The sequence below is a fragment of the Sphingomonas sp. 28-62-11 genome, from assembly GCF_002278865.1.
Classification (GTDB): Bacteria; Pseudomonadota; Alphaproteobacteria; order Sphingomonadales; family Sphingomonadaceae; genus Sphingomonas.
The window spans coordinates 1-18,088 of the sequence record NZ_NCGB01000037.1; the positions used below are offsets into that span (position 1 = coordinate 1).

Consider the following 18,088-nt stretch of genomic DNA (forward strand, 5'->3'; position numbering starts at 1 on the left):
ATGATCTGCTCCTCGGTAAATCTGCTGCGCTTCATCGTCGTCCTCCTTCATGAAGGACTCTAGCTCAGACTGGCGGAGTTTCAGGGGAGCACGTCAAGATAACAGTGCCACACCATTTTGCAGCGCCGCACGGCGCGATCCGAATCTTGCTGGCATTGTCACTTTCGCCCAACATCCACGTGCCTTCGATCGGCGCGGCTGCAAATGCCGGTAGGGGCGCCGCCACGAGAGCCAAAACAGGTAAAATCTGGCGAATGTTCATCGATCTCCTCCCGGTTCGTTAAGCCAAACGGCGCATCGCATAATTAGAGCAATAACACGAGTCTGGTTTTCCTTTATGCTGGCTGAACGGGGCAGTTGATCATACTGCATTGAATATCTAGACGTGCCATTATCGCGGCTAATCTCAATTTCAGGACGCAAGGAAGGCACGCGATCGTGGCGGCAAAGGCACCAATAACACTCGCTGCAAAGGACCTGCCACCGTCCAAGGAAAGGCGGGCGCGACGCAGCTATGGCAGCAACCGACAGCAAATTCTCGATGCTGCGCTACGTCTCTTCAACGATCAGGGTGTTGGCCCGGTCTCGACCAATCATATTTCTGCCGAAGTCGGTATCAGCCCCGGCAATCTCTATTATCATTTCAGGAACAAGGAAGACATCGTCTGGGCGCTGCTTCAGAACCTGCTTGGCGAGCTGCGGCTGCATTTCGAAAGCGCCTCGAAACTGGACCTCGCCGAACTGCTGGGCTGGTTGATGGGCAACGGTGTCGACATCATGTGGCGTTACCGCTTTGTGTTCGAAGACCGCGCGACCGTCGGGCGCCTCGACCGGCGCTTCGCGACGGTTGCACATGTGTTCCACCGGGAATTCTTAGCGCATGTTGAAGACCGGATTTCGGTGAGCGTCACTAAGGGGTGGCTCGTCGCTGATCTCGGCCGCGAGCACATCCGCTCGATCGCGGCGATCACTTGGATTATCGTTCAAGGCGTGTTCGACTATGCGCGCAACGATGCCGCAACCGAATCGATTACTAAGGACGATGTGCGCCGCGCTTATGCGCTGATGTTCAATCTTTACCTACCCTATGTGGCGACCGACAAGAGCCGGACAGCGCTGGACGCCATCGTACGCCGCGCTTGATCTGCCTCAAAGTGCGTAAGTAGCTCTGCAAGCACTGCCGCCTGGTTGGACGGCAAAAGTTCATGGGCCATTTCGGGAATAACGAGCAAGCGGGCATTGCCCAGTCGTCGTGCAAGATCGCGACCGTGCGCTAACGGCAACAGCGGATCGAAATCGCCGTGAATGACCAGGGCCGATGTCTCGATTGACCCCAACTGCCGCCAGCGCCGTGCGTCGGAGACGATGGCGGCAAGCTGCCGCTTTGACCCCTCTTGCGGTGGATAGCCATAACTGGTGGCACGCGTGACGCGTTGCGAAAGATCAACCTTATCGGCATCGTCACGAGGCGCCGCGATCAGCTGTCGGACTCGCTGCATATAGGCCTCAAGCGCGTCCAGGTCCCGCGTGCGAGGGGGTTTCGCCATCAATTTGCGCACTGCGGCGTCCGGCAATGGCAATCTGGGGCCATTCGAGGACGTCATGATCAGTGAAAGAGTACGGATCCGATCGGGCACCAACAGCGCCATGCGCTGCGCGATCATGCCGCCCATTGACACCCCGAGGATGTCGCAGTCGCGGATCTCGAGCGCGTCGAGCACAGCGATCGCATCCTGCGCCATATCGGCGATCGCATAGGGAATGGCTGGCTTAAGCCAGCGCGGTATCGGCAGGCGTGCCATGATCCAGGCAAGCAGCGGTCCCGGGGCAGGATGATCCGCCCAGCGCGACGACTGGCCGACGTCGCGGTTGTCGATGGCTAAGACCCTGCGACCCGCAGCCACGAGTGCGGTGATGAATGACGGCGACCAATCCTCAATAGTAAGGGCGAGACCGTGGATCAGAAGCAGTGGCGGGTCCGAGGCGTCGCCATAGCATCGGACTGCGATCTGACCTTCCGCACACGCAATGCTGCGGCTCTCGAAAGGCAGCGCTTCACTCATGCGTTGTCCAACAACGGACCAATCTGCATCGCGACCCCCATGTCGCCTGCGACCTTCAGTTTCCCTGACATGAACGCGAAGGGCGCACTCAACTTCCCTTGCGCCATCTTCACGAAATCGTCGATGCCGACGGATGTCGTCGTTATGGCCTCGCTATCCTCGTTCGTCACTGTCTTGGCTGGACCATCGATAAAAACCTTGCCATCGGTACCAAAATCGAACTTCACCTTATGGGGGAAGTTGGCCTTTGCAACTGCAGCGCCCATCCGGCTTGTGACCTCGTCCAGCACATCAAACTCCCTGCAAATTATCTACGATCTGTACAACCGTGTGGTACAATGTTAGAATATTTAGTCTATTTTGTTCGAGCAAATAAAGTCGGGTTATCTCCATCTAGCCAACTTTCGGCGCGGTGGTCATGCACACATCCTTCTGACGTTCAGCGTCAATCGCGGCAAATGCGCCTGCCGTGGGTGCTAGCCTGCGAACGAGCAGCAGTGCCCTGCGCGAGGAAATACGAACGACCGTCGGGCCAGTGGCTGTGACGGGGGCCTGCGCGCCCGCAATCAATAGACGCAGCGGCGACTTGTCGCGCGTTTCTCCAGCTGCGGTCAAAAGGCTGCCCGCACTCCAGATGGTATCGGTGTTCTCGCCGTAAAGCGCCACCACGGCGGGCGCGACCGCGCGATTGACCACGACGTTGACCGCCCCCCCCGACACGTTGATCGAGCAGGCCGAATAGGCGAGATCCGGCGAAGGGCGCACGACGGTTTGACTCTGAGGCGTTGTACGCGGCGAATGAAGGAAATGGTTGGGGCCGCCCGTCTTCTCGGCTGCACCCCGCAAAACCACGCGCATGATCGCACTTGGGATGGCGATGACGGTTGCGACATGAACGACCGCCGTAAGAACTATCGCCGTGGCGAGAGGCCCTGTCCAGCGACTCATGCTTCTTCCCCCGGACAACTGAAGCGCACGACGTCAGGACCCTTGATCTTTGCCAGGACATCGGCGGCAATGCTCCGTGGGCTGTAAAGGCGCAGCATCAGTACCGGGCGCTTACTTGCGCGGGTGGAAATCCACATTCCGCTTGGCGGACGATCGGGGCCGACCAGCGCGGTCCACGCGCCATTGCCGGCAAGCGTCGCGTCAATGGACGACGCGCTGTCAGTATTGCGCGCCAGATACTGGTCCTCGGCATAGAGCGTCACCGACCACCACGCGGCAGGTTGGGGGCCGCCCGACAGCCGATAGGTGCAACGCGCGTCAAGGGGGCGCCCTTCGCTGTCGGCCGAGCGGTTAAAGTAAACTGCCTGATCGGCCGAAAGGGCAAGCAAGCCCGCCCTCGCGACCGTTGCCCGCGTCCAGGGATCCGCCGAAGCGGCACCAACAGTGACGTTCGTCGACCAGGCGCCGGCGCGAATGCCGCCGTCCATGCCGCCCTGTGTCGCAAGCAGCGCAGAGCCGACTCCAGCGGCAATGCCGACGACGGCGGCAAGGACGCAAATCTTCCATCCCATAGATTTTGATCTCCCTTAGCTGTGTCCACCGCTTGCTGCGATCACGCTCCGCAGCTTGAGCAAGGCTCGCTTGAATCACCTCGTACTGTATCTCGCTTGTTTACCAGCCGCCGCGTTGGCCTTGACTCAACCGAATAGAGTAATTAATCTTATATTGGTCTGGATGTAGGTGCAACGCTTTTCGTTGGACGGTCTCTCTGCAGGGGTCCTGACGTTCAAACGGGAGGAAGGATCGCCATGAAATTGGGGCTGAACGACGCGGTCGTTGTGCTGACTGGCGCGGCGAGCGGAATTGGTGCGGCAATGGCCGATCAGCTGGCGGCCAAAGGCGCTCGACTCGCATTGATTGACAAGAACGGTGATGCGCTTGCCGTGACCGTCGATCGTGCACGGGCCGCAGGTGTCGAAGTGACCGGCCACGTTATCGACGTCACCGATCGGGCAGCGGTGGCCGCATTGCCGGAGCAGGTTCTCGCAGCCCATGGTCGCACAACTGTTCTCGTCAACGGCGCCGGCGTTACCCTGTTCGGCAATTTCGATCAGCTGACTCTCGACGAGTTCGACTGGATCATGGACGTGAACTTCAATTCAATGGTGCGAATGACGCATGCGTTCATGCCAGTTCTGAAGCAGCAGCCGCAGGCATATATCTGCAACATTTCGAGCGTGTTCGGTCTGTTCGCGCCGCCATCGCAGGCGGGTTATGCCGCCAGTAAGTTTGCGGTGCGCGGATTTTCCGAAGCACTTCGCCATGAGCTCGAAGGGTCCAGCATCGGACTGACCATCGTACATCCCGGCGGGGTCAACACCGCCATCGCGCGCGATGCCCGAGTTTCCGCTGCAGTGACGCCCCAGGACGCAGTCGCGCAGAAAGCCCGCGCCGCCAAATTATTGAAGACGTCGGCTCAGACGGCGGCGCGCCAAATCATCGTCGCAATCGAGTCGCGCCAGCCGCGCCTTCTCATCGGGGGGGACGCGCGCATGGGTGATCTGATCCAGCGGCTCTTCCCGGCCACTTATTGGTCGAAAATGAACGGATTCATTGATGAAATCTGATCTTAAGCCAACCCAGCGACCCCCTGCCCATATCGACGTCCTGATTATCGGGGCGGGTCTTTCCGGCATCAGTGCCGCTGTGCATCTGCGCAAGCATTGCCCAGGCACGTCCTTCCTGATCGCTGAGCGCCGCCCCGAGATCGGCGGCACCTGGGACCTCTTTCGCTATCCCGGCGTGCGCTCAGACTCCGACATGTACACGTTGGGCTTCAGCTTCAAACCCTGGACCAAGCGCAAGGCGATTGCCGGCGCGGATGACATCATGGCCTATCTGCGCGAAACGGTTGATCAATATGGCATCCGTCGGGACATCCGGCATGGCATGAGCATCGCCGCCGCGTCGTGGTCGAGCGAAACGGCGCTGTGGACCGTGACGGGGACGATCGGCTCCGACAAGACCCTGTTCTCGATCACATGTAGGATGCTTTTCAGCTGCACCGGCTATTATGACTATGACGAAGGCTACACCCCCGACTTTCCGGGCCGCGAGCGCTACCAGGGGCTGTTTATTCATCCGCAACAATGGCCCGAAGATCTAGACTATCGGGGTGACCACATCGTAGTGATCGGGAGCGGCGCGACGGCAGTTACGCTCATTCCTTCGCTTGCGGCTGGAGGTGCCGAGAAGGTAACGATGCTTCAGCGCACACCGACCTACATTGCATCACAACCATCTTCGGACAAGATTGCGCTGGGACTGCAATCGTTCCTACCCGCGAAATGGGCCTATACGATCACCCGCTACAAGAACATTCTCTACCAAATGTTCGTCTATCACATCTCCCGAACACGTCCTGACGGGCTGCGCAAACGGCTGATTGACATGGTGAAGGACGAGCTGCCCGAAGGCTTCGACGTCGCCAAACACTTCACGCCGCCATACAATCCCTGGGACGAACGGCTTTGTGCGGTCACCGATGGCGACATGTTCCGCACCATCCGCGAAGGGCGCGCGGATGTTGTCACCGACCGGATAAAGACCTTCACGGAGGACGGCGTCCTCCTCGAATCCGGCCAAGAACTGAAGGCCGACATCATCGTCTCGGCAACAGGCTTGAAGATCAAAGTGCTCTCGGGAATGGTCTTGACGGTGGATGGCAAGCCCATCAATCCCGGCGACCAGCTGCTCTACAAGGGCATCATGTTCAATGATGTGCCAAACTTCGCGATGTGGTTCGGCTATACCAATGCCGGCTGGACATTGAAAGCCGATCTTACATCGGAGTATATGTGCCGGTTGATCAAATACATGGACGCGAACGAGCTCAAGATCGCCACGCCCGAAATTGGCGAGGATCCGGTAGAGGCCCAGCCTATGGTCAATTTCTCGTCGGGCTATATCCAGCGCTCGGCGGACCTTATGCCCAAGAGCGGGACGCGCGCGCCATGGAAGCTGCACCAGAATTTCTTCAAGGACGCGCGCGTGCTTCGTCACGGACCGCTGGACGACGAGATGGTGTTTGCCAACCCCGCGCCGGCCTCGGCGAAGTTTGACCAGGCGGCTTGATCGCTGCGCTATCCACCGCGACCGTCTGCGCTGGCTCTGTCAGACCAACGAGGTAGGTGCTAGCGGGCGGCGATGAGCCGCAAATCCAGAGCAAAGCCCGCTTCCCCTTTTCGCTGTTTCAACTCGTCGCCCGAGGTGATCAGTCTGGTAGTCATGATGTACGTCCGCTTTCCACTCAGTTTGCGGAACGTTGAGGACCTGCTGTTCGAGCGCGGTATCGACATCTGCCACGAGACGGTACGGATGTGGTGGAACAGGTTTGGGCCAATGTTTGCTGGTGACATCAGGCGCCAGCGGGTATCGCGCATGCGGGGCTTCCGCCATTGGAAATGGCACTTGGATGAAATGTACGTGAAGCTCAATGGCGAGATGGTGTACCTCTGGCGCGCAGTCGATCACGAAGGCGAAATCCTCGAGAGCTATGTAACCAAAAAGCGCGATTAATCAGCGACACTCGCCTTCATGAAGAAGGCGCTGAAGCGGCACGGCCAGGCCGAGGTCATCGTTACTGACGGGCTCAAATCTTACCCTGCCGCGATGCGCGAATTGGGAAATCTCAATCGTCGCGAGATGGGCCGATGGGACAACAACAGGGCCGAAAACAGTCACCTTCCCTTCCGACGAAGGGAGCGCGCGATGCTCCGGTTCAGGCGAATGAAGACGCTGCAAAAATTCGCCTCGGTCCACGCCAACGTCCATAATCACTTCAACAATGAACGCCACATCGTCGATCGCCAGACCTTCAAAGAACGACGCTCAGCCGCACTGGCCGAGTGGCAATCGCTTGCCAGCTAAGCGTCGCACTCAAAGCCCGATTCGCATCGTCGAGAGACGAGTTCGCAAAAGACTGACAGCACCCCCCGCAAAAACCGAGCCACCACTCGGAGATCGGAAAACGCAGGCCGATCCTAGCTGAGAGGTCATTTAGCGTGGCCTGTTGGCCGGATCAAACTCATGGCAGCGCATCTCATCGCGCTAGCTCGTTGACCAGCCTAATGCATGCCATTAGATCGGTCAACGAGTCAGCGCGCACGATGAAATCGGCGCGGTTGACCAATCCTGTTTGGACGCGCGGGGGAGCAATGCAGAAAGCTTGGATCACATTCGCGATCGCCTTGCTTGCACTCGTGTCGGTGATGGACGGAGACGCAGCAGAGACCAAAGCTGCTGAAACAGCCGCGCCGCGCCCAAACATCGTTGTGATCCTAGCCGATGATGCCAGCCTGATGGATTTCGGCGCCTATGGCGGGGAAGCGCACACGCCGAATATCGACGCGCTCGCCGCACGCGGCGCGATGTTCACCCAGTTCCGCGCGTCGCCGCTGTGCTCGCCGTCGCGCGCCATGCTGCTGACGGGCATGGACAACCACCTCACCGGCTTTGCGACGATCCCCGAAGTGCTGCCAAGCGAGCAGCGCGGCAAGAAGGGCTATTCAATGGCGCTGGAGCCGGGCGTGCGCACGCTGGCGGATCGCCTGCGGGGTCTCGGTTATCGCACGCTAATGGTCGGCAAATGGCACCTCGGGGAAAAGGCTGACGCGATGCCGCAGGCTCATGGTTTCGACCGTTCCTTCGCGTTGGCAGCATCTGGGGCGGACAATTGGGAAAAGCGGCCCTACATTCCCTATTACAAGGACGCGCCCTGGTACGAGAACGGGGTAGAGGCCGAGCTACCCGACGACTTCTATTCGTCGAAGTTCATCGTCGACAAGATGATCGCCTATCTTAACCAGACCGACCAATCGAAACCGTTCTTTGCCTATCTGCCGTTTCAGGCGATTCATATTCCGGTGCAGGCACCGGCCGATCTGATTGCCAAATACAAGGGCCGCTATGCTGCCGGCTGGGATGTCCTGCGGCGCGAGCGGCAACAGCGGGCCAAGGCGCTGGGGCTGGTGCCGCCGGATGCGGCAATGGCGGACCTGCCGCCAGGCTATCGCCACTGGACCGACCTAAGCGTCGCGGACCGCGCGGTCTATGCCGCACGGATGGAGGTACATGCCGCAATGCTCGAGGCGATGGACCACCATGTCGGTCGCCTCATCGCGCACCTCAAGGCCAACGGGCAGTACGACAACACAATCTTCATCTTCGCGTCCGACAACGGTCCCGAGCCATCACGCGGCGACGACAATCACTTGCTCAGGGCGTGGCACCGCGTGGTGGGATATCATGTCGGGCTCGACGGCATGGGCGGGCGCGGCAGTTGGGGCTTCATCGGCCCCGAATGGGCGGCGGCGACGGCAACTCCGGGCGCCTGGTTCAAATTCTACGCCACCGAAGGCGGCGTGCGCGTGCCACTGGTCATCGCCGGTCCGGGCGTCGCGGCCGCACGCATCGACGCGCCCGCCATGATGACCGACATCGCCCCGACGCTGCTCGAATGGATCGGCGCGCCGATCGGCGGTACCGAACGAGGCGTTCGCCCGATTACCGGGCGCAGCCTCGTTCCGGTCCTGACCGGGAAGGCCAAGAGCGCCTATGCCAAGGACGAAGTGCGGGTTATCGAGGTTTCGGGCAACACCGCGCTTTACAAGGGCGATTTCAAGATCACCCGCAGCGTGCTGCCCCTTGGCGATGGCCGCTGGCGGCTGTTCGATGTGGCAAGTGATCCAGGGGAATCCACCAATCTCGCCATCGCACGCCCCGAGCTCCTGACCGAAATGGTGGCGGAATATGACGCCTATGCCGCGCGCATGGGCGTGCTAGCGATGCCTGACGATTATGATTCCGCGCAGCAGACTGTAACGAACAACATCCGTCAGATGCTCGCAAACTATCCATGGCTTTATGGTGTGATGACGGGGGGTATGGTGCTTGCCGGAGTTTTGATCTGGGGCCTTTACAGGGTGCTGCGCCAGCTTTTCGGCCGATCCGCCGGAAGATCGCCGCTGCCCGGAGTTCCGGGCTAGAGCGCCCGTTCGTGGACCTGTGACCTGCGAGATTTTCTATCGTCCTTGATCGCTCGTTAATGCATGGTATTAGTTTGCCGTGCTACAAGCGGAGGAAGGTTGGCGTAGCGCCCGGATGAAAGGAGCCTGATTGTGGTCTGGTTTAAGCGTTTTGGATTGGTCGCAGTCGTCCTTGTCCTCATCGGGGCGTTGGCAGCCTACGCATTGCAGGCGCGCCTCGGCACGTGGCTGTTCGACCGCGGCACGGCGCAGCGCATGGTCGTCGACAATGTCGCGAAGCGGGATGACGGTCTGCATGTCGGATTGTGCGGCACAGGCTCGCCCATGCCCAACCTCGATCGCGCGGGGCCGTGCAACGTCGTGATCGCCGGCAAACAGATGTACGTCGTCGATATCGGCGAAGGCGGCGGCGAGACGCTGAATGTGATGGGCATCAGCCCCGGCAAGGCCGACGGGCTGCTGCTGACCCATTTCCATTCCGACCATATCGACGGCTTCGGCCCCCTAATGCTCTTCCACTGGACCCGCGGATCCAGCACCGCGCCGCTGCCGGTTTATGGCCCGAAGGGTGTCGAAGCGATCGTCGCTGGTTTCAATGCTGCCTATGCGACCGACAATACCTATCGCATTGCGCACCACGGGCCACAGGTGGTCCCGCCGAGTGGCGCGGGTGCCATTGCTCGCCCGTTCGAAATGGCCGGTTCGGCGACGATCGTGTTGCAGCGTGACGGCCTCAAGATCACCGCCTTCACGGTCAACCATGATCCGATCAAGCCCTCGGTCGGCTATCGCTTCGACTATAAGGGACGGTCGCTGTGCATAAGTGGTGACACCAAGAAATCGCCCAATCTGGAAGCCGTCTGCAAGGGCGTCGACATTCTCGTTCACGAGGCGCTGAATCCCGCCTTGGTGCAGAAAATGGAAGCGGCCGCGGCGGCGAATGGCCAGGCGGGCGCGGCGAAGATCATGCACGACATTCAGGATTACCACACCACACCCCAGGAAGCGGCCGAAAGCGCGCAGGCCGCCGCTGTTGGGATACTGGTCCTTAGCCATCTTGTCCCGCCCTTGCCGAGCCGATGGCTCTACGCCGCCTTTCTCGGCGATGCCAAAAGCCGCTTTTCCGGCCCGATCGTGGTTGGCGAGGACGGCATGATGTTCTCGCTGCCCGCCGGCAGCAAGACGATCAACCGGACCCGGTTGATGTAAGGCACCGGCGGTCCCGCCTTTGCCAATGGGCTCCCCCCGCCCCTTACCTCCCACCCCCAATGAAGGAATGAAAGATGAAGATGATGTATCGCATCGCCGCCGTCCTGGCGGCAACGTTAGCCTTGGCTCCCGCAGCAAATGCCCAGATGTATGACATGGCCTTATCGCAGCTGACGTCGAAGTTTAAGGCATCCGACAAGAATGGCGATGGCAAGCTCAGTTTGCAGGAAGCCAAGGACGGCGGAATGTCGCGTGTTGTCGCCAATTTCGCGACGATCGACAGCGACAAGGACGGTTACGTGACCTTCGCTCAGCTTAAGGCGCAGCTGGATGCACGCTACAAATAAGTGCTGAAGCAATCGGGACGCGTTGGCAGCTGATCCGACGCGTCCCATCATCCGCCGCGCAGACGCTCACTGCGGCGGGAACTCCCAAAGGATGCGACCTACCGCAGCTCAGATACTGACTTGACGTCCTCAGGACGCGACCCGGGGTTTAGCCTCATCGGCGCCCATCTGACGCGCCAGCGCGAACAACGTGCCGGCAACGACCACCTCGACCAGGATCATGTCGAGCGCCAAACCTGCTCCATGGGCCAACCATGCGATCACGCGGCCGGTTGCAGCGAACAGCAGCATCATGATCGGGGGATAAAGCCAAACCGACCGACTGGTGCGAAGTGCGATCAGTATTGCTCCTCCCATGGTCAGGAATAAGGCGGCAAGATCGCCGATTTGGGTGCTCAGTCCATTGCCCTCCAGCAGCGGCATTCGCATCCGTGCCGACACCAGACCCGGCACGAATAGCCAACCAAGCCCCACCAAAATGAAAACCATCGCGGGTAGGCTTACCCCGATTTTCCAGACTTTGCGCATTACTCATCCGCTCCCATCAGGGTCTTGATGCTTCAGATACCGGCAATGCGCAGCAGCCGGACCAGAACTGCAAAGGTCCACGGCGCCACGTACCGTAGCCGGGGCTTGCGGGCTTCCGCCGCGCTGACGATCTTGCGCACGATCGTGTCGGTCGACCCGACCTCCAGAAACTGCAATCTTCTGTGGCTCGCTTTTCGGCGAGCCTCGATTTGCGCTTGTGAGAAGATCGATCCCTCCTCCTCGATCGCCTCGAACTGGCTATTCAACAGTTGCTGGTTGAAGCCGGTATTGTACGGACCAGGTTCGACGACTGAAACGTGGATGCCTTTGCCAAGGGCCTTCATTTCTTCGCGCAGGCCAGCAGCTGCGGCTGAGATGGCGAATTTGGTCATCGAATAGGGCATCACGAACGGCTCGGGGATGCGACCCACGATCGAGCTCATGAAAATGACCGTCCCGCCGCCGCGCGCGATCATGCTGCGGATGGCGATTTGCGTCAGTTCCAGTGAGGAGAACAGATTAACCTCGAACAGGCGCCGCACCCGGTCAATCTTAACGTCTGCCAGCGATCCGGATAGGTTTTGTGCGGCGTTGTTGATGAGGACATCGAGTTCCAGGCTAGCGATCTTCGACCGATCCTCGGCTTTCGTGATGTCCAACTTGAACACACGCGCCGAGGATCCCAGCTCAAGCTGCAACGCGGAGACCTCGGACTCCGAGTATGTCGTAACGTAAACGGTGTGACCTCGCGCCAAGAGCCGTTTGGCGGTATCCTTACCTATGCCCGTCCCGGCACCGGTGATGAGTATTGTCTTGGTCATCGCATATTCTTTGATAGGCCGGGCAGGACACAACGATTGATCAGCGCATTGGCAGGTCGGACAGGGCGATGATGCCGTCCTCATCTTGGTCGACCAACGCGAAGATATCGCGTTCGGGCTTGTCCCATTCGGCGCGCGTCAGCCGTCCGTCGCCGTTCTTGTCGGCCATCGCCAGAACCTGCTCCAGCTTCGCAGTAAATTTGCGCCTGGCAATTCGTATCCGCGGTGCGTCTTCCTCGCTTACCACGCCGTTTCCGTTGCGATCGAGCCTGGCGAAAATGTCGGCGCGATGCGCGTCATATTCCCTGCGGGTGACCTTGCCGTCGCCGTTGACATCGGCATTGGTGAGAATGTCGCGAAGCCTTTCGAGTTGCTCCGCCGAGGGTCGCTGCTGGGCCGTAGCCGGGAAACAAACACACGCCAAGGCGGCTGCGGCAAAGATGCGGGTGGGATGCTTGATCATGGTCGTGCTCCATTGGTTTCGCCAAAGCCGCCGTTGCGCGAAAGTGACGGCCGATGCCTCTTATTAATGTAATATATTACGACAGCAAGACGTGATTGCGGTGCGCGCGTTCATTCAGCAGGGAGCGCTGGCTCGGGATGCGCGGTCTTTGCCCGACGGATTGCGCGTTTTTTGGGATTTTTGCCATTGCCCGACGCGGCGTAATGTCACATATTAATTGTGAGTTTCGACTTGGCGTCGGGTGTAGAAAGCTGGAAATTTGATGGCGAAAGTTCTGAGCTTGGCGGTTCGCGTGCCGCCGTTGTTGCTGTGCATTCTGTTCGGGTTCCTGGGAATCAGGTCGATGACCAACCCTGATCGGGCAGCAACGTTTTTCGGGTACGCGTTTCCAAATACCGGGCTTGGGCTAAGCTCGTTTGTCGGACATTCGGTCAGTTGGGCGCTCACGATCGCGCTCTGCTTGGCTCTCGGTCTCATTCGCAAGGAACGCAGCTGGTTTTACTCGGCGATGATGCTGTTTGGGTTCTTCGCACTGGGACGGATTGCCGCGACACTCTTTCATGGGGCGCCGGTTCATCCCGAGCGCCTCCTACCGGAACTGGCGTTTACAGGCCTGCTCTACCTAGCAGCGCGGCAAACGCCCCACACCAGCCGGTAAGCGCGCGGGCGGCGCAGAATCGCGACAATTGAAGGGGAGTAAGACATGGTTGAGGCAATCCTGATCGGAATCGGTGCGCTGGGCGCAGCAGCGGCAGCGGGCGCGTTCGCGATCACCCGGGACGGGGCAACGGTGACCCCTCAGGGGTCAGGCCGGGTCAGCACTGCCTCGGGCACTTTTGAGGGCTTCCCGCTTCCCGACTATGCACAAGAATTCGTGACCGATGCCCACAAGAGCTACCTGATCGAGGTTGAGCCCGGGATCAAGGTGCACGTTCTTGAAGTCGGTGAAGGCTATCCGATCTTTATGCAGCACGGCAATCCGACTTCGGGCTTTCTCTATCGCAAAGTGGCCGAACACCTGCCGCTCGACAGGGTGCGCGTGATCATGCCGACCCTCGTCGGGCTTGGCTTTTCGTCGAAGGTGCCGGTCAGCATGCATACAGCGGCCAACCACAATCGCTGGATCAACGCGGCGCTGCGGCAACTCCGGCTCGAGCAACTAATCTATGTCGGGCAGGATTGGGGCGGGCCTGTCGGCGTTGGTGCGCTGGCGCTATCGCCCGGATTGGTCAAGGGCATCGTCATCATGAACACCGCGATCCGCGTGACCGAGGTCAAGACCAGCCTGTCCAAGATCCATAACCTGATGAAGACCCCGATTGTCGGCGAATACCTGGGGAATGTCCGCAATGCCATCTTCAGGGGCCTGCATCGTCCGCAGCACGATCCCGCCTCGATGCCGCAAGCGGTCAAGGACCTCTATGCACGCCCGGTGCGCGAAAGCGGCAATCACAAGGCACCGCTGGCAATGATGCGAATGGTGCCCGATGGGCCCGATCATCCAAGCACCCCGGTGATGCGGGAGCTCGTTCCCTATGTGCGCTCGCTCGATGTCCCGGTCGAGATCGTTTGGGGCATCAACGATCCGATCCTCGGCAATGCTGTACCTGCGATGCTCGAGAACTTTCCGCAAGCACGGGTGACCGAGACGTCGGCCGGGCATTTCCTTCAGGAAGAAGTTCCCGAAGTCATCGCCGAAGCGGTGCTGCGAGTGCTGGGCGCGGTCCGCCAAGGCGAGCCGCAGGAAAGCGTCGCAGCCAACGATTAGCGCACCAGCGTGCAAGGTTACCGGGCGTAACGGTTTCCTTGGCGAATGTATTCCGGTGCGAAGAAGGCCGAGCATTAGGGACTTGCCCCCGGCCGGCTTTGTGACTATTTAATGTATGACATTAGATCGCGATCACCCAATTCAGCGCGGCTCACACGCAAGCACGCTGGCGGGTGCCATTCGTCGCGATCCGCAAGCGAGAGGCCTACAGCAATGACGACCGTTCTCGACAGGGAGTCGATCAAGCAGAAATATGCCGCCGAACGCGCCAAGCGCCTGCGGCCCGAGGGCAATGAGCAGTATCAGCGGCTCTCGGGCAAGTTCCAGGATATGGCGGCCGATCCGCATACGCCCTTCGTCCCGCGCGATCCGGTGACCGATCATGTTACCTTTGCCTTTATTGGCGCCGGGATGTCCGGACTGGTCACCGGTGCACGCCTTAAAGAGGCGGGGATCGAGAGCGTCCGGCTGATCGACAAGGCCGGCGGGGTCGGCGGTACCTGGTACTGGAACCGCTATCCCGGCGTGCGCTGCGATACGGCGGCGATGATCTACCTGCCGCTGCTCGAGGAAACCGGCTACATGCCGTCCGAGAAATATGTGCGCGGCCCCGAAATCCTCGCCCATTGCGAACGGATCGCGAAGCACTATGGCCTTTACGACAAGGCCTTGTTCCACACCGAAATCGATTCGGTCGAGTGGCAGGAAGATGCAAGGGTGTGGCGCATCACCACCAATCGCGGCGATGATTTCACTGCCAAATATCTGGGCATGGGAACCGGCCCGCTGCACGTTGCCAAGCTGCCGGGGATTCCGGGGATCGAGAATTTCAAAGGCAAGCAGTTCCACACCAGCCGGTGGGATTATGACTATACCGGCGGCGATGCCCTTGGTGCGCCGATGGACAAGCTAAAGGACAAGCGCGTTGCCGTGATCGGCACCGGCGCCACCGGGGTCCAGTGCATCCCCCAGATGGCAAAGACCACAGGCCACCTGTTCGTTTTCCAGCGCACCCCGTCATCGGTCGATGTGCGCGGCAACCACCCGATCGATCCGGACTGGTTCGGCAGGATTGCCAAGGCGGGCTGGCAGAAGCGCTGGATGGACAATTTCGTCGACAATATGGGGCGTGGCCTCCCGTCGGAGGACCTGATTGACGATGGCTGGACTGCAATATCGCGCCGCATCCGGGAAAAGGTTCTGGATGGCCGACCAATGTGGGCAGCCAAGCTGGCGACGCGCGTCGCGGGTGCGTTGGGGCGTCCTCTGCGGCAGGTGAGTCCGGACAAAGTCCACGCAGCGATCGAGGACGCGGACATCGAAAAGACGGAGGAAATCCGCGCCCGAGTCGATTCGGTCGTGAAAGACCCGGAAACTGCGGCGCATCTGAAGGCTTGGTATTCGCAGCTCTGCAAGCGCCCGTGCTTCAGCGACGAATATCTCGATGCCTTCAATTTGCCCAACACCACGCTGGTCGACACCGACGGCAAGGGGGTCGAGCGCATTACCGAAACCGGGCTGATGGTGGGCGGCAAGCACTACGAGGTCGATTGCATCGTCTACGCATCGGGGTTCGAGTTCGGGGCCAATTTTCAAATGAAAACCGGTTTCGACATCAAAGGCCGGAATGGCGAACTCTTGTCGGAATACTGGGCTGACGGGCTGCGGACCCTGCACGGCTTGCACGTTCCCGGTTTTCCCAACGCATTCATGGTGCAGATGAATCAGGCCGCCAATATGGTGAGCAACATCCCGCACAATATCGTCGATCACGCCGCGACCGTGGCGCAGGTGATCGCCCATGCCGAGCGAGAAGACTATGCCGAGGTCGAGCCGACCGAAGAGGCAGTGTCCAAATGGGTCGATCTCATCCTGACCGGAGGCGGATCGCTGATGGCGTCGGCCGACTGCACGCCCGGTTTCTGGAACAATGAAGGCCAAGGCTGGAGCAAGGAATTCCGGCAGTCACAGGGTCATCCGGGCGGTGCAGAGGGGTATTTCGGTCATATCGACGCATGGCGTCGATCTGGCACTTATTCTGGTCTTGTCTTCAGTAAGTGACGATCAGTCAGGGCTGACTGCCGTTCCTTGCAGAACATAATTGATTCCATTAACTTTTTGTCGAAACGAGCGCGTTGGGGGCCTCGATGCTAAGAAAGATCCTATACGCCGTTCTTGGACTGATCATCGTCGGAGGGGCCATCGGCTGGTTCAACCGTAATGCGATCATGACTGCGCTGCTGATGCGCCGCATCGAAGCGACCAAGGAATATGTCGCGCCCAATCGGGAAGTCGTGTGGGATCAGGGGCCGAGCCAGGCCGACACGCCCGCCTCGCAAAGGCCGCCGAACGTGGTGTTCATCCTGTTCGACGATTTCGGTTATAATGACCTCAGTACCTTTGGCGGCGGCGTTGCGGGCGGCAAGGTGCCCACCCCGAATATCGACAAGCTCGCGGCGCAGGGCGCGATCTTCAATCAGGCCTATTCCGGCACGTCGACCTGTGCGCCGTCGCGCGCCATGCTGATGACGGGTCGCTATCCGACCCGCACCGGGTTCGAATTCACGCCGATCCCCGATGGCATGGCCAAGGCGCTGCCGATCTTCGCAGCAGGCATGGATCGCGGGGCATTGCCGCCGACCGTTTTCAATCCCGAGTTCGACGAAAAGGCAATGCCCTTCAAGAACCAGGGGCTTCCGGGTTCGGAAGTCACCATTGCCGAACTGTTGAAGAGCAAGGGCTATCATACCGTCCATATCGGCAAATGGCACCTCGGCGAAGCGCCCGAATTCAAGGCCAATGCGCAGGGCTTCGACGAGAGCCTGAACATGCATAACGGAATGTATCTCAGGGAAGACGATCCGAACGTCGTCAATGCCAAGCTCGATTTCGACCCCATCGACAAGTTCTTTTGGGCAAAGCTGCAATTCGCTGCGACCTTCAACGGCAGCAAGCCCTTCGAGCCGGGCGGCTACATCACCGATTGGTGGACCGACCAGTCGCTGAAGGTCATCGAAGCCAACCGCAACCGACCATTCTTCCTGTATATGGCCCATTGGGGCGTGCACACGCCGCTCCAGGCGACACGGCAAGACTTTGAGGCCGTCGGCGACATCAAGCCGCATCGCTTGCGGGTCTATGCCGCCATGGTCCGCGCGCTGGATCGCAGCGTTGGACGGATCATGGCGAAGCTTGACGAGGAAGGCCTTGCCGACAACACCATCGTCGTGCTCAGCAGCGACAATGGCGGGGCGGGCTACGTCGGGCTGCCTAAAATCAATGCGCCCTATCGCGGCTGGAAGATCACGCTGTTCGAAGGCGGCATTCGCGTGCCTATGTTCGTGCGTTGGCCGCAGCGCATCAAACCGGGCACGCGCATCGCCACCCCTGTGGCGCATATCGATGTCCTGCCGACGCTAGCGGCGGCGGCTGGCACCCCCCTTCCCGGGGACAGAATCATCGACGGTCGCAACATCCTCCCGCTGGCGACCGGGACTGGCACCTTCTCCCGCCCCAACAATGCGATCTTCTGGCAGTCGGGTGCTTATCAGGTAGTGCGCGCGGGCGACTGGAAGCTCCAGATCGACGGAACGCGTCAAAAGACATGGCTGTTCGACCTTGCTGCGGACCCTACCGAGAAGAACAATCTCGCCGGAAAGCAGCGAGGCAAGGTCGCCGAGCTGAAGCAATTGCTGGCTGCCCATCACAAGGGGGCGGTAAAACAGCTCTATCCCTTCAAGCTCGCCAGCCCGGTTTTGGTCGACAAGACCGAAGGCCAGAAGGCTGTTCCCGGTGACGAATACGTGATCTGGCCGAATTAGCTGGAGAACAGGCGGACCGGGATGGGTCGCCTGGCCGCTACATACCTTGAGAGAAAACCATCGGCGTACCCGC

At 60.0% G+C, this 18,088-nt stretch carries 17 protein-coding genes and 1 pseudogene; 11 read left to right on the forward strand and 7 right to left on the reverse strand.

Going from position 1 to position 18,088, the window contains the following annotated elements:
* Positions 1-438: 438 nt before the first annotated feature.
* Complete coding sequence (locus tag B7Y49_RS12150) at positions 439-1,143, forward strand: TetR/AcrR family transcriptional regulator (protein ID WP_374127862.1); 705 nt, start codon at positions 439-441, stop codon at positions 1,141-1,143.
* On the opposite strand, the gene B7Y49_RS12155 is transcribed toward B7Y49_RS12150, so the two are convergent.
* The 4 genes from B7Y49_RS12155 to B7Y49_RS12170 all read right to left on the reverse strand — a co-directional run bounded on the left by B7Y49_RS12155 (position 1,086) and on the right by B7Y49_RS12170 (position 3,583).
* Positions 1,086-2,063: an alpha/beta fold hydrolase gene (locus tag B7Y49_RS12155; protein ID WP_374127863.1), complete on the reverse strand. Its 978-nt coding sequence runs from the start codon at positions 2,061-2,063 to the stop codon at positions 1,086-1,088. The genes B7Y49_RS12150 and B7Y49_RS12155 overlap by 58 nt on opposite strands.
* Complete coding sequence (locus tag B7Y49_RS12160) at positions 2,060-2,353, reverse strand: SCP2 sterol-binding domain-containing protein (protein WP_374127864.1); 294 nt, start codon at positions 2,351-2,353, stop codon at positions 2,060-2,062. Before B7Y49_RS12160 ends, B7Y49_RS12155 begins: the two co-directional genes overlap by 4 nt.
* A 103-nt stretch (positions 2,354-2,456) precedes the next feature.
* Positions 2,457-3,011: a DUF1254 domain-containing protein gene (locus B7Y49_RS12165; protein ID WP_374127865.1), complete on the reverse strand. Its 555-nt coding sequence runs from the start codon at positions 3,009-3,011 to the stop codon at positions 2,457-2,459.
* The gene (locus B7Y49_RS12170) at positions 3,008-3,583 is read right to left on the reverse strand and encodes a DUF1214 domain-containing protein (RefSeq protein WP_374127866.1); all 576 of its coding nucleotides are present in this window, start codon (positions 3,581-3,583) and stop codon (positions 3,008-3,010) included. The genes B7Y49_RS12165 and B7Y49_RS12170 overlap by 4 nt, the downstream gene beginning before the upstream one ends.
* A 237-nt stretch (positions 3,584-3,820) precedes the next feature.
* On the opposite strand from B7Y49_RS12170, the gene B7Y49_RS12175 reads away from it, so the two are divergent.
* The 6 genes and pseudogenes from B7Y49_RS12175 (at position 3,821) to B7Y49_RS12200 (ending at position 10,614) form a co-directional block, all read left to right on the forward strand.
* The gene (locus tag B7Y49_RS12175) at positions 3,821-4,639 is read left to right on the forward strand and encodes an SDR family oxidoreductase (protein ID WP_374127867.1); all 819 of its coding nucleotides are present in this window, start codon (positions 3,821-3,823) and stop codon (positions 4,637-4,639) included.
* Positions 4,629-6,146: an NAD(P)/FAD-dependent oxidoreductase gene (locus B7Y49_RS12180; protein WP_374127868.1), complete on the forward strand. Its 1,518-nt coding sequence runs from the start codon at positions 4,629-4,631 to the stop codon at positions 6,144-6,146. The genes B7Y49_RS12175 and B7Y49_RS12180 overlap by 11 nt, the downstream gene beginning before the upstream one ends.
* A gap of 72 nt (positions 6,147-6,218) precedes the next feature.
* Positions 6,219-6,941 (forward strand): annotated as a pseudogene (locus B7Y49_RS12185) (IS6 family transposase).
* A gap of 287 nt (positions 6,942-7,228) precedes the next feature.
* The gene (locus B7Y49_RS12190; RefSeq protein ID WP_374127869.1) at positions 7,229-9,058 is read left to right on the forward strand and encodes an arylsulfatase; all 1,830 of its coding nucleotides are present in this window, start codon (positions 7,229-7,231) and stop codon (positions 9,056-9,058) included.
* Positions 9,059-9,190: 132 nt separating this feature from the next.
* Positions 9,191-10,267 carry an MBL fold metallo-hydrolase gene (locus B7Y49_RS12195; RefSeq protein ID WP_374127870.1) on the forward strand — a complete coding sequence of 359 codons (1,077 nt, stop codon included), beginning with the start codon at positions 9,191-9,193 and terminating at the stop codon, positions 10,265-10,267.
* Positions 10,268-10,341: 74 nt separating this feature from the next.
* Positions 10,342-10,614, forward strand: a complete 273-nt coding sequence (locus B7Y49_RS12200) for a hypothetical protein (protein ID WP_374127871.1) — start codon at positions 10,342-10,344, stop codon at positions 10,612-10,614.
* Between the two features lie 129 nt (positions 10,615-10,743).
* Here B7Y49_RS12200 and B7Y49_RS12205 read toward each other — a convergent pair whose 3' ends face one another.
* The 3 genes from B7Y49_RS12205 to B7Y49_RS12215 are packed head-to-tail and all read right to left on the reverse strand — an operon-like array spanning position 10,744 to position 12,426.
* A complete protein-coding gene (locus B7Y49_RS12205) occupies positions 10,744-11,142 on the reverse strand; it encodes a hypothetical protein (protein ID WP_374127872.1) in 399 nt (132 codons plus the stop codon).
* A gap of 32 nt (positions 11,143-11,174) precedes the next feature.
* Entirely contained in the window at positions 11,175-11,963 is a 789-nt protein-coding gene (locus B7Y49_RS12210; protein ID WP_374127873.1) for an SDR family NAD(P)-dependent oxidoreductase, read from the reverse strand.
* 40 nt (positions 11,964-12,003) lie between these two features.
* Positions 12,004-12,426, reverse strand: coding sequence for an EF-hand domain-containing protein (locus tag B7Y49_RS12215; protein WP_374127874.1), 423 nt, complete (start codon positions 12,424-12,426; stop codon positions 12,004-12,006).
* Positions 12,427-12,688: 262 nt separating this feature from the next.
* Between B7Y49_RS12215 and B7Y49_RS12220 the strand changes: the two genes are divergently transcribed.
* The 4 genes from B7Y49_RS12220 to B7Y49_RS12235 all read left to right on the forward strand — a co-directional run bounded on the left by B7Y49_RS12220 (position 12,689) and on the right by B7Y49_RS12235 (position 18,015).
* A complete protein-coding gene (locus B7Y49_RS12220; protein ID WP_374127875.1) occupies positions 12,689-13,084 on the forward strand; it encodes a hypothetical protein in 396 nt (131 codons plus the stop codon).
* A 45-nt stretch (positions 13,085-13,129) separates the two neighbouring features.
* On the forward strand, positions 13,130-14,194 hold the full coding sequence (locus B7Y49_RS12225; protein ID WP_374127876.1) for an alpha/beta fold hydrolase: 1,065 nt from the start codon (positions 13,130-13,132) through the stop codon (positions 14,192-14,194).
* 213 nt (positions 14,195-14,407) lie between these two features.
* Complete coding sequence (locus B7Y49_RS12230) at positions 14,408-16,255, forward strand: NAD(P)/FAD-dependent oxidoreductase (protein WP_374127877.1); 1,848 nt, start codon at positions 14,408-14,410, stop codon at positions 16,253-16,255.
* 86 nt (positions 16,256-16,341) lie between these two features.
* A complete protein-coding gene (locus B7Y49_RS12235; RefSeq protein ID WP_374127878.1) occupies positions 16,342-18,015 on the forward strand; it encodes a sulfatase in 1,674 nt (557 codons plus the stop codon).
* Positions 18,016-18,088: the final 73 nt, after the last annotated feature.

Excerpts from the sequence above, each read along its gene's own strand:
- B7Y49_RS12180 (WP_374127868.1), top strand. The coding sequence starts at position 4,629 with ATGAAATCTGATCTTAAGCCAACCCAGCGACCCCCTGCCCATATCGAC.
- B7Y49_RS12200 (WP_374127871.1), top strand. The coding sequence starts at position 10,342 with ATGAAGATGATGTATCGCATCGCCGCCGTCCTGGCGGCAACGTTAGCC.
- B7Y49_RS12235 (WP_374127878.1), top strand. The coding sequence starts at position 16,342 with ATGCTAAGAAAGATCCTATACGCCGTTCTTGGACTGATCATCGTCGGA.
- B7Y49_RS12175 (WP_374127867.1), top strand. The coding sequence starts at position 3,821 with ATGAAATTGGGGCTGAACGACGCGGTCGTTGTGCTGACTGGCGCGGCG.
- B7Y49_RS12215 (WP_374127874.1), bottom strand. The coding sequence starts at position 12,426 with ATGATCAAGCATCCCACCCGCATCTTTGCCGCAGCCGCCTTGGCGTGT.
- B7Y49_RS12190 (WP_374127869.1), top strand. The coding sequence starts at position 7,229 with ATGCAGAAAGCTTGGATCACATTCGCGATCGCCTTGCTTGCACTCGTG.
- B7Y49_RS12225 (WP_374127876.1), top strand. The coding sequence starts at position 13,130 with ATGGTTGAGGCAATCCTGATCGGAATCGGTGCGCTGGGCGCAGCAGCG.
- B7Y49_RS12205 (WP_374127872.1), bottom strand. The coding sequence starts at position 11,142 with ATGCGCAAAGTCTGGAAAATCGGGGTAAGCCTACCCGCGATGGTTTTC.
- B7Y49_RS12220 (WP_374127875.1), top strand. The coding sequence starts at position 12,689 with ATGGCGAAAGTTCTGAGCTTGGCGGTTCGCGTGCCGCCGTTGTTGCTG.
- B7Y49_RS12230 (WP_374127877.1), top strand. The coding sequence starts at position 14,408 with ATGACGACCGTTCTCGACAGGGAGTCGATCAAGCAGAAATATGCCGCC.
- B7Y49_RS12210 (WP_374127873.1), bottom strand. The coding sequence starts at position 11,963 with ATGACCAAGACAATACTCATCACCGGTGCCGGGACGGGCATAGGTAAG.
- B7Y49_RS12155 (WP_374127863.1), bottom strand. The coding sequence starts at position 2,063 with ATGAGTGAAGCGCTGCCTTTCGAGAGCCGCAGCATTGCGTGTGCGGAA.
- B7Y49_RS12170 (WP_374127866.1), bottom strand. The coding sequence starts at position 3,583 with ATGGGATGGAAGATTTGCGTCCTTGCCGCCGTCGTCGGCATTGCCGCT.
- B7Y49_RS12165 (WP_374127865.1), bottom strand. The coding sequence starts at position 3,011 with ATGAGTCGCTGGACAGGGCCTCTCGCCACGGCGATAGTTCTTACGGCG.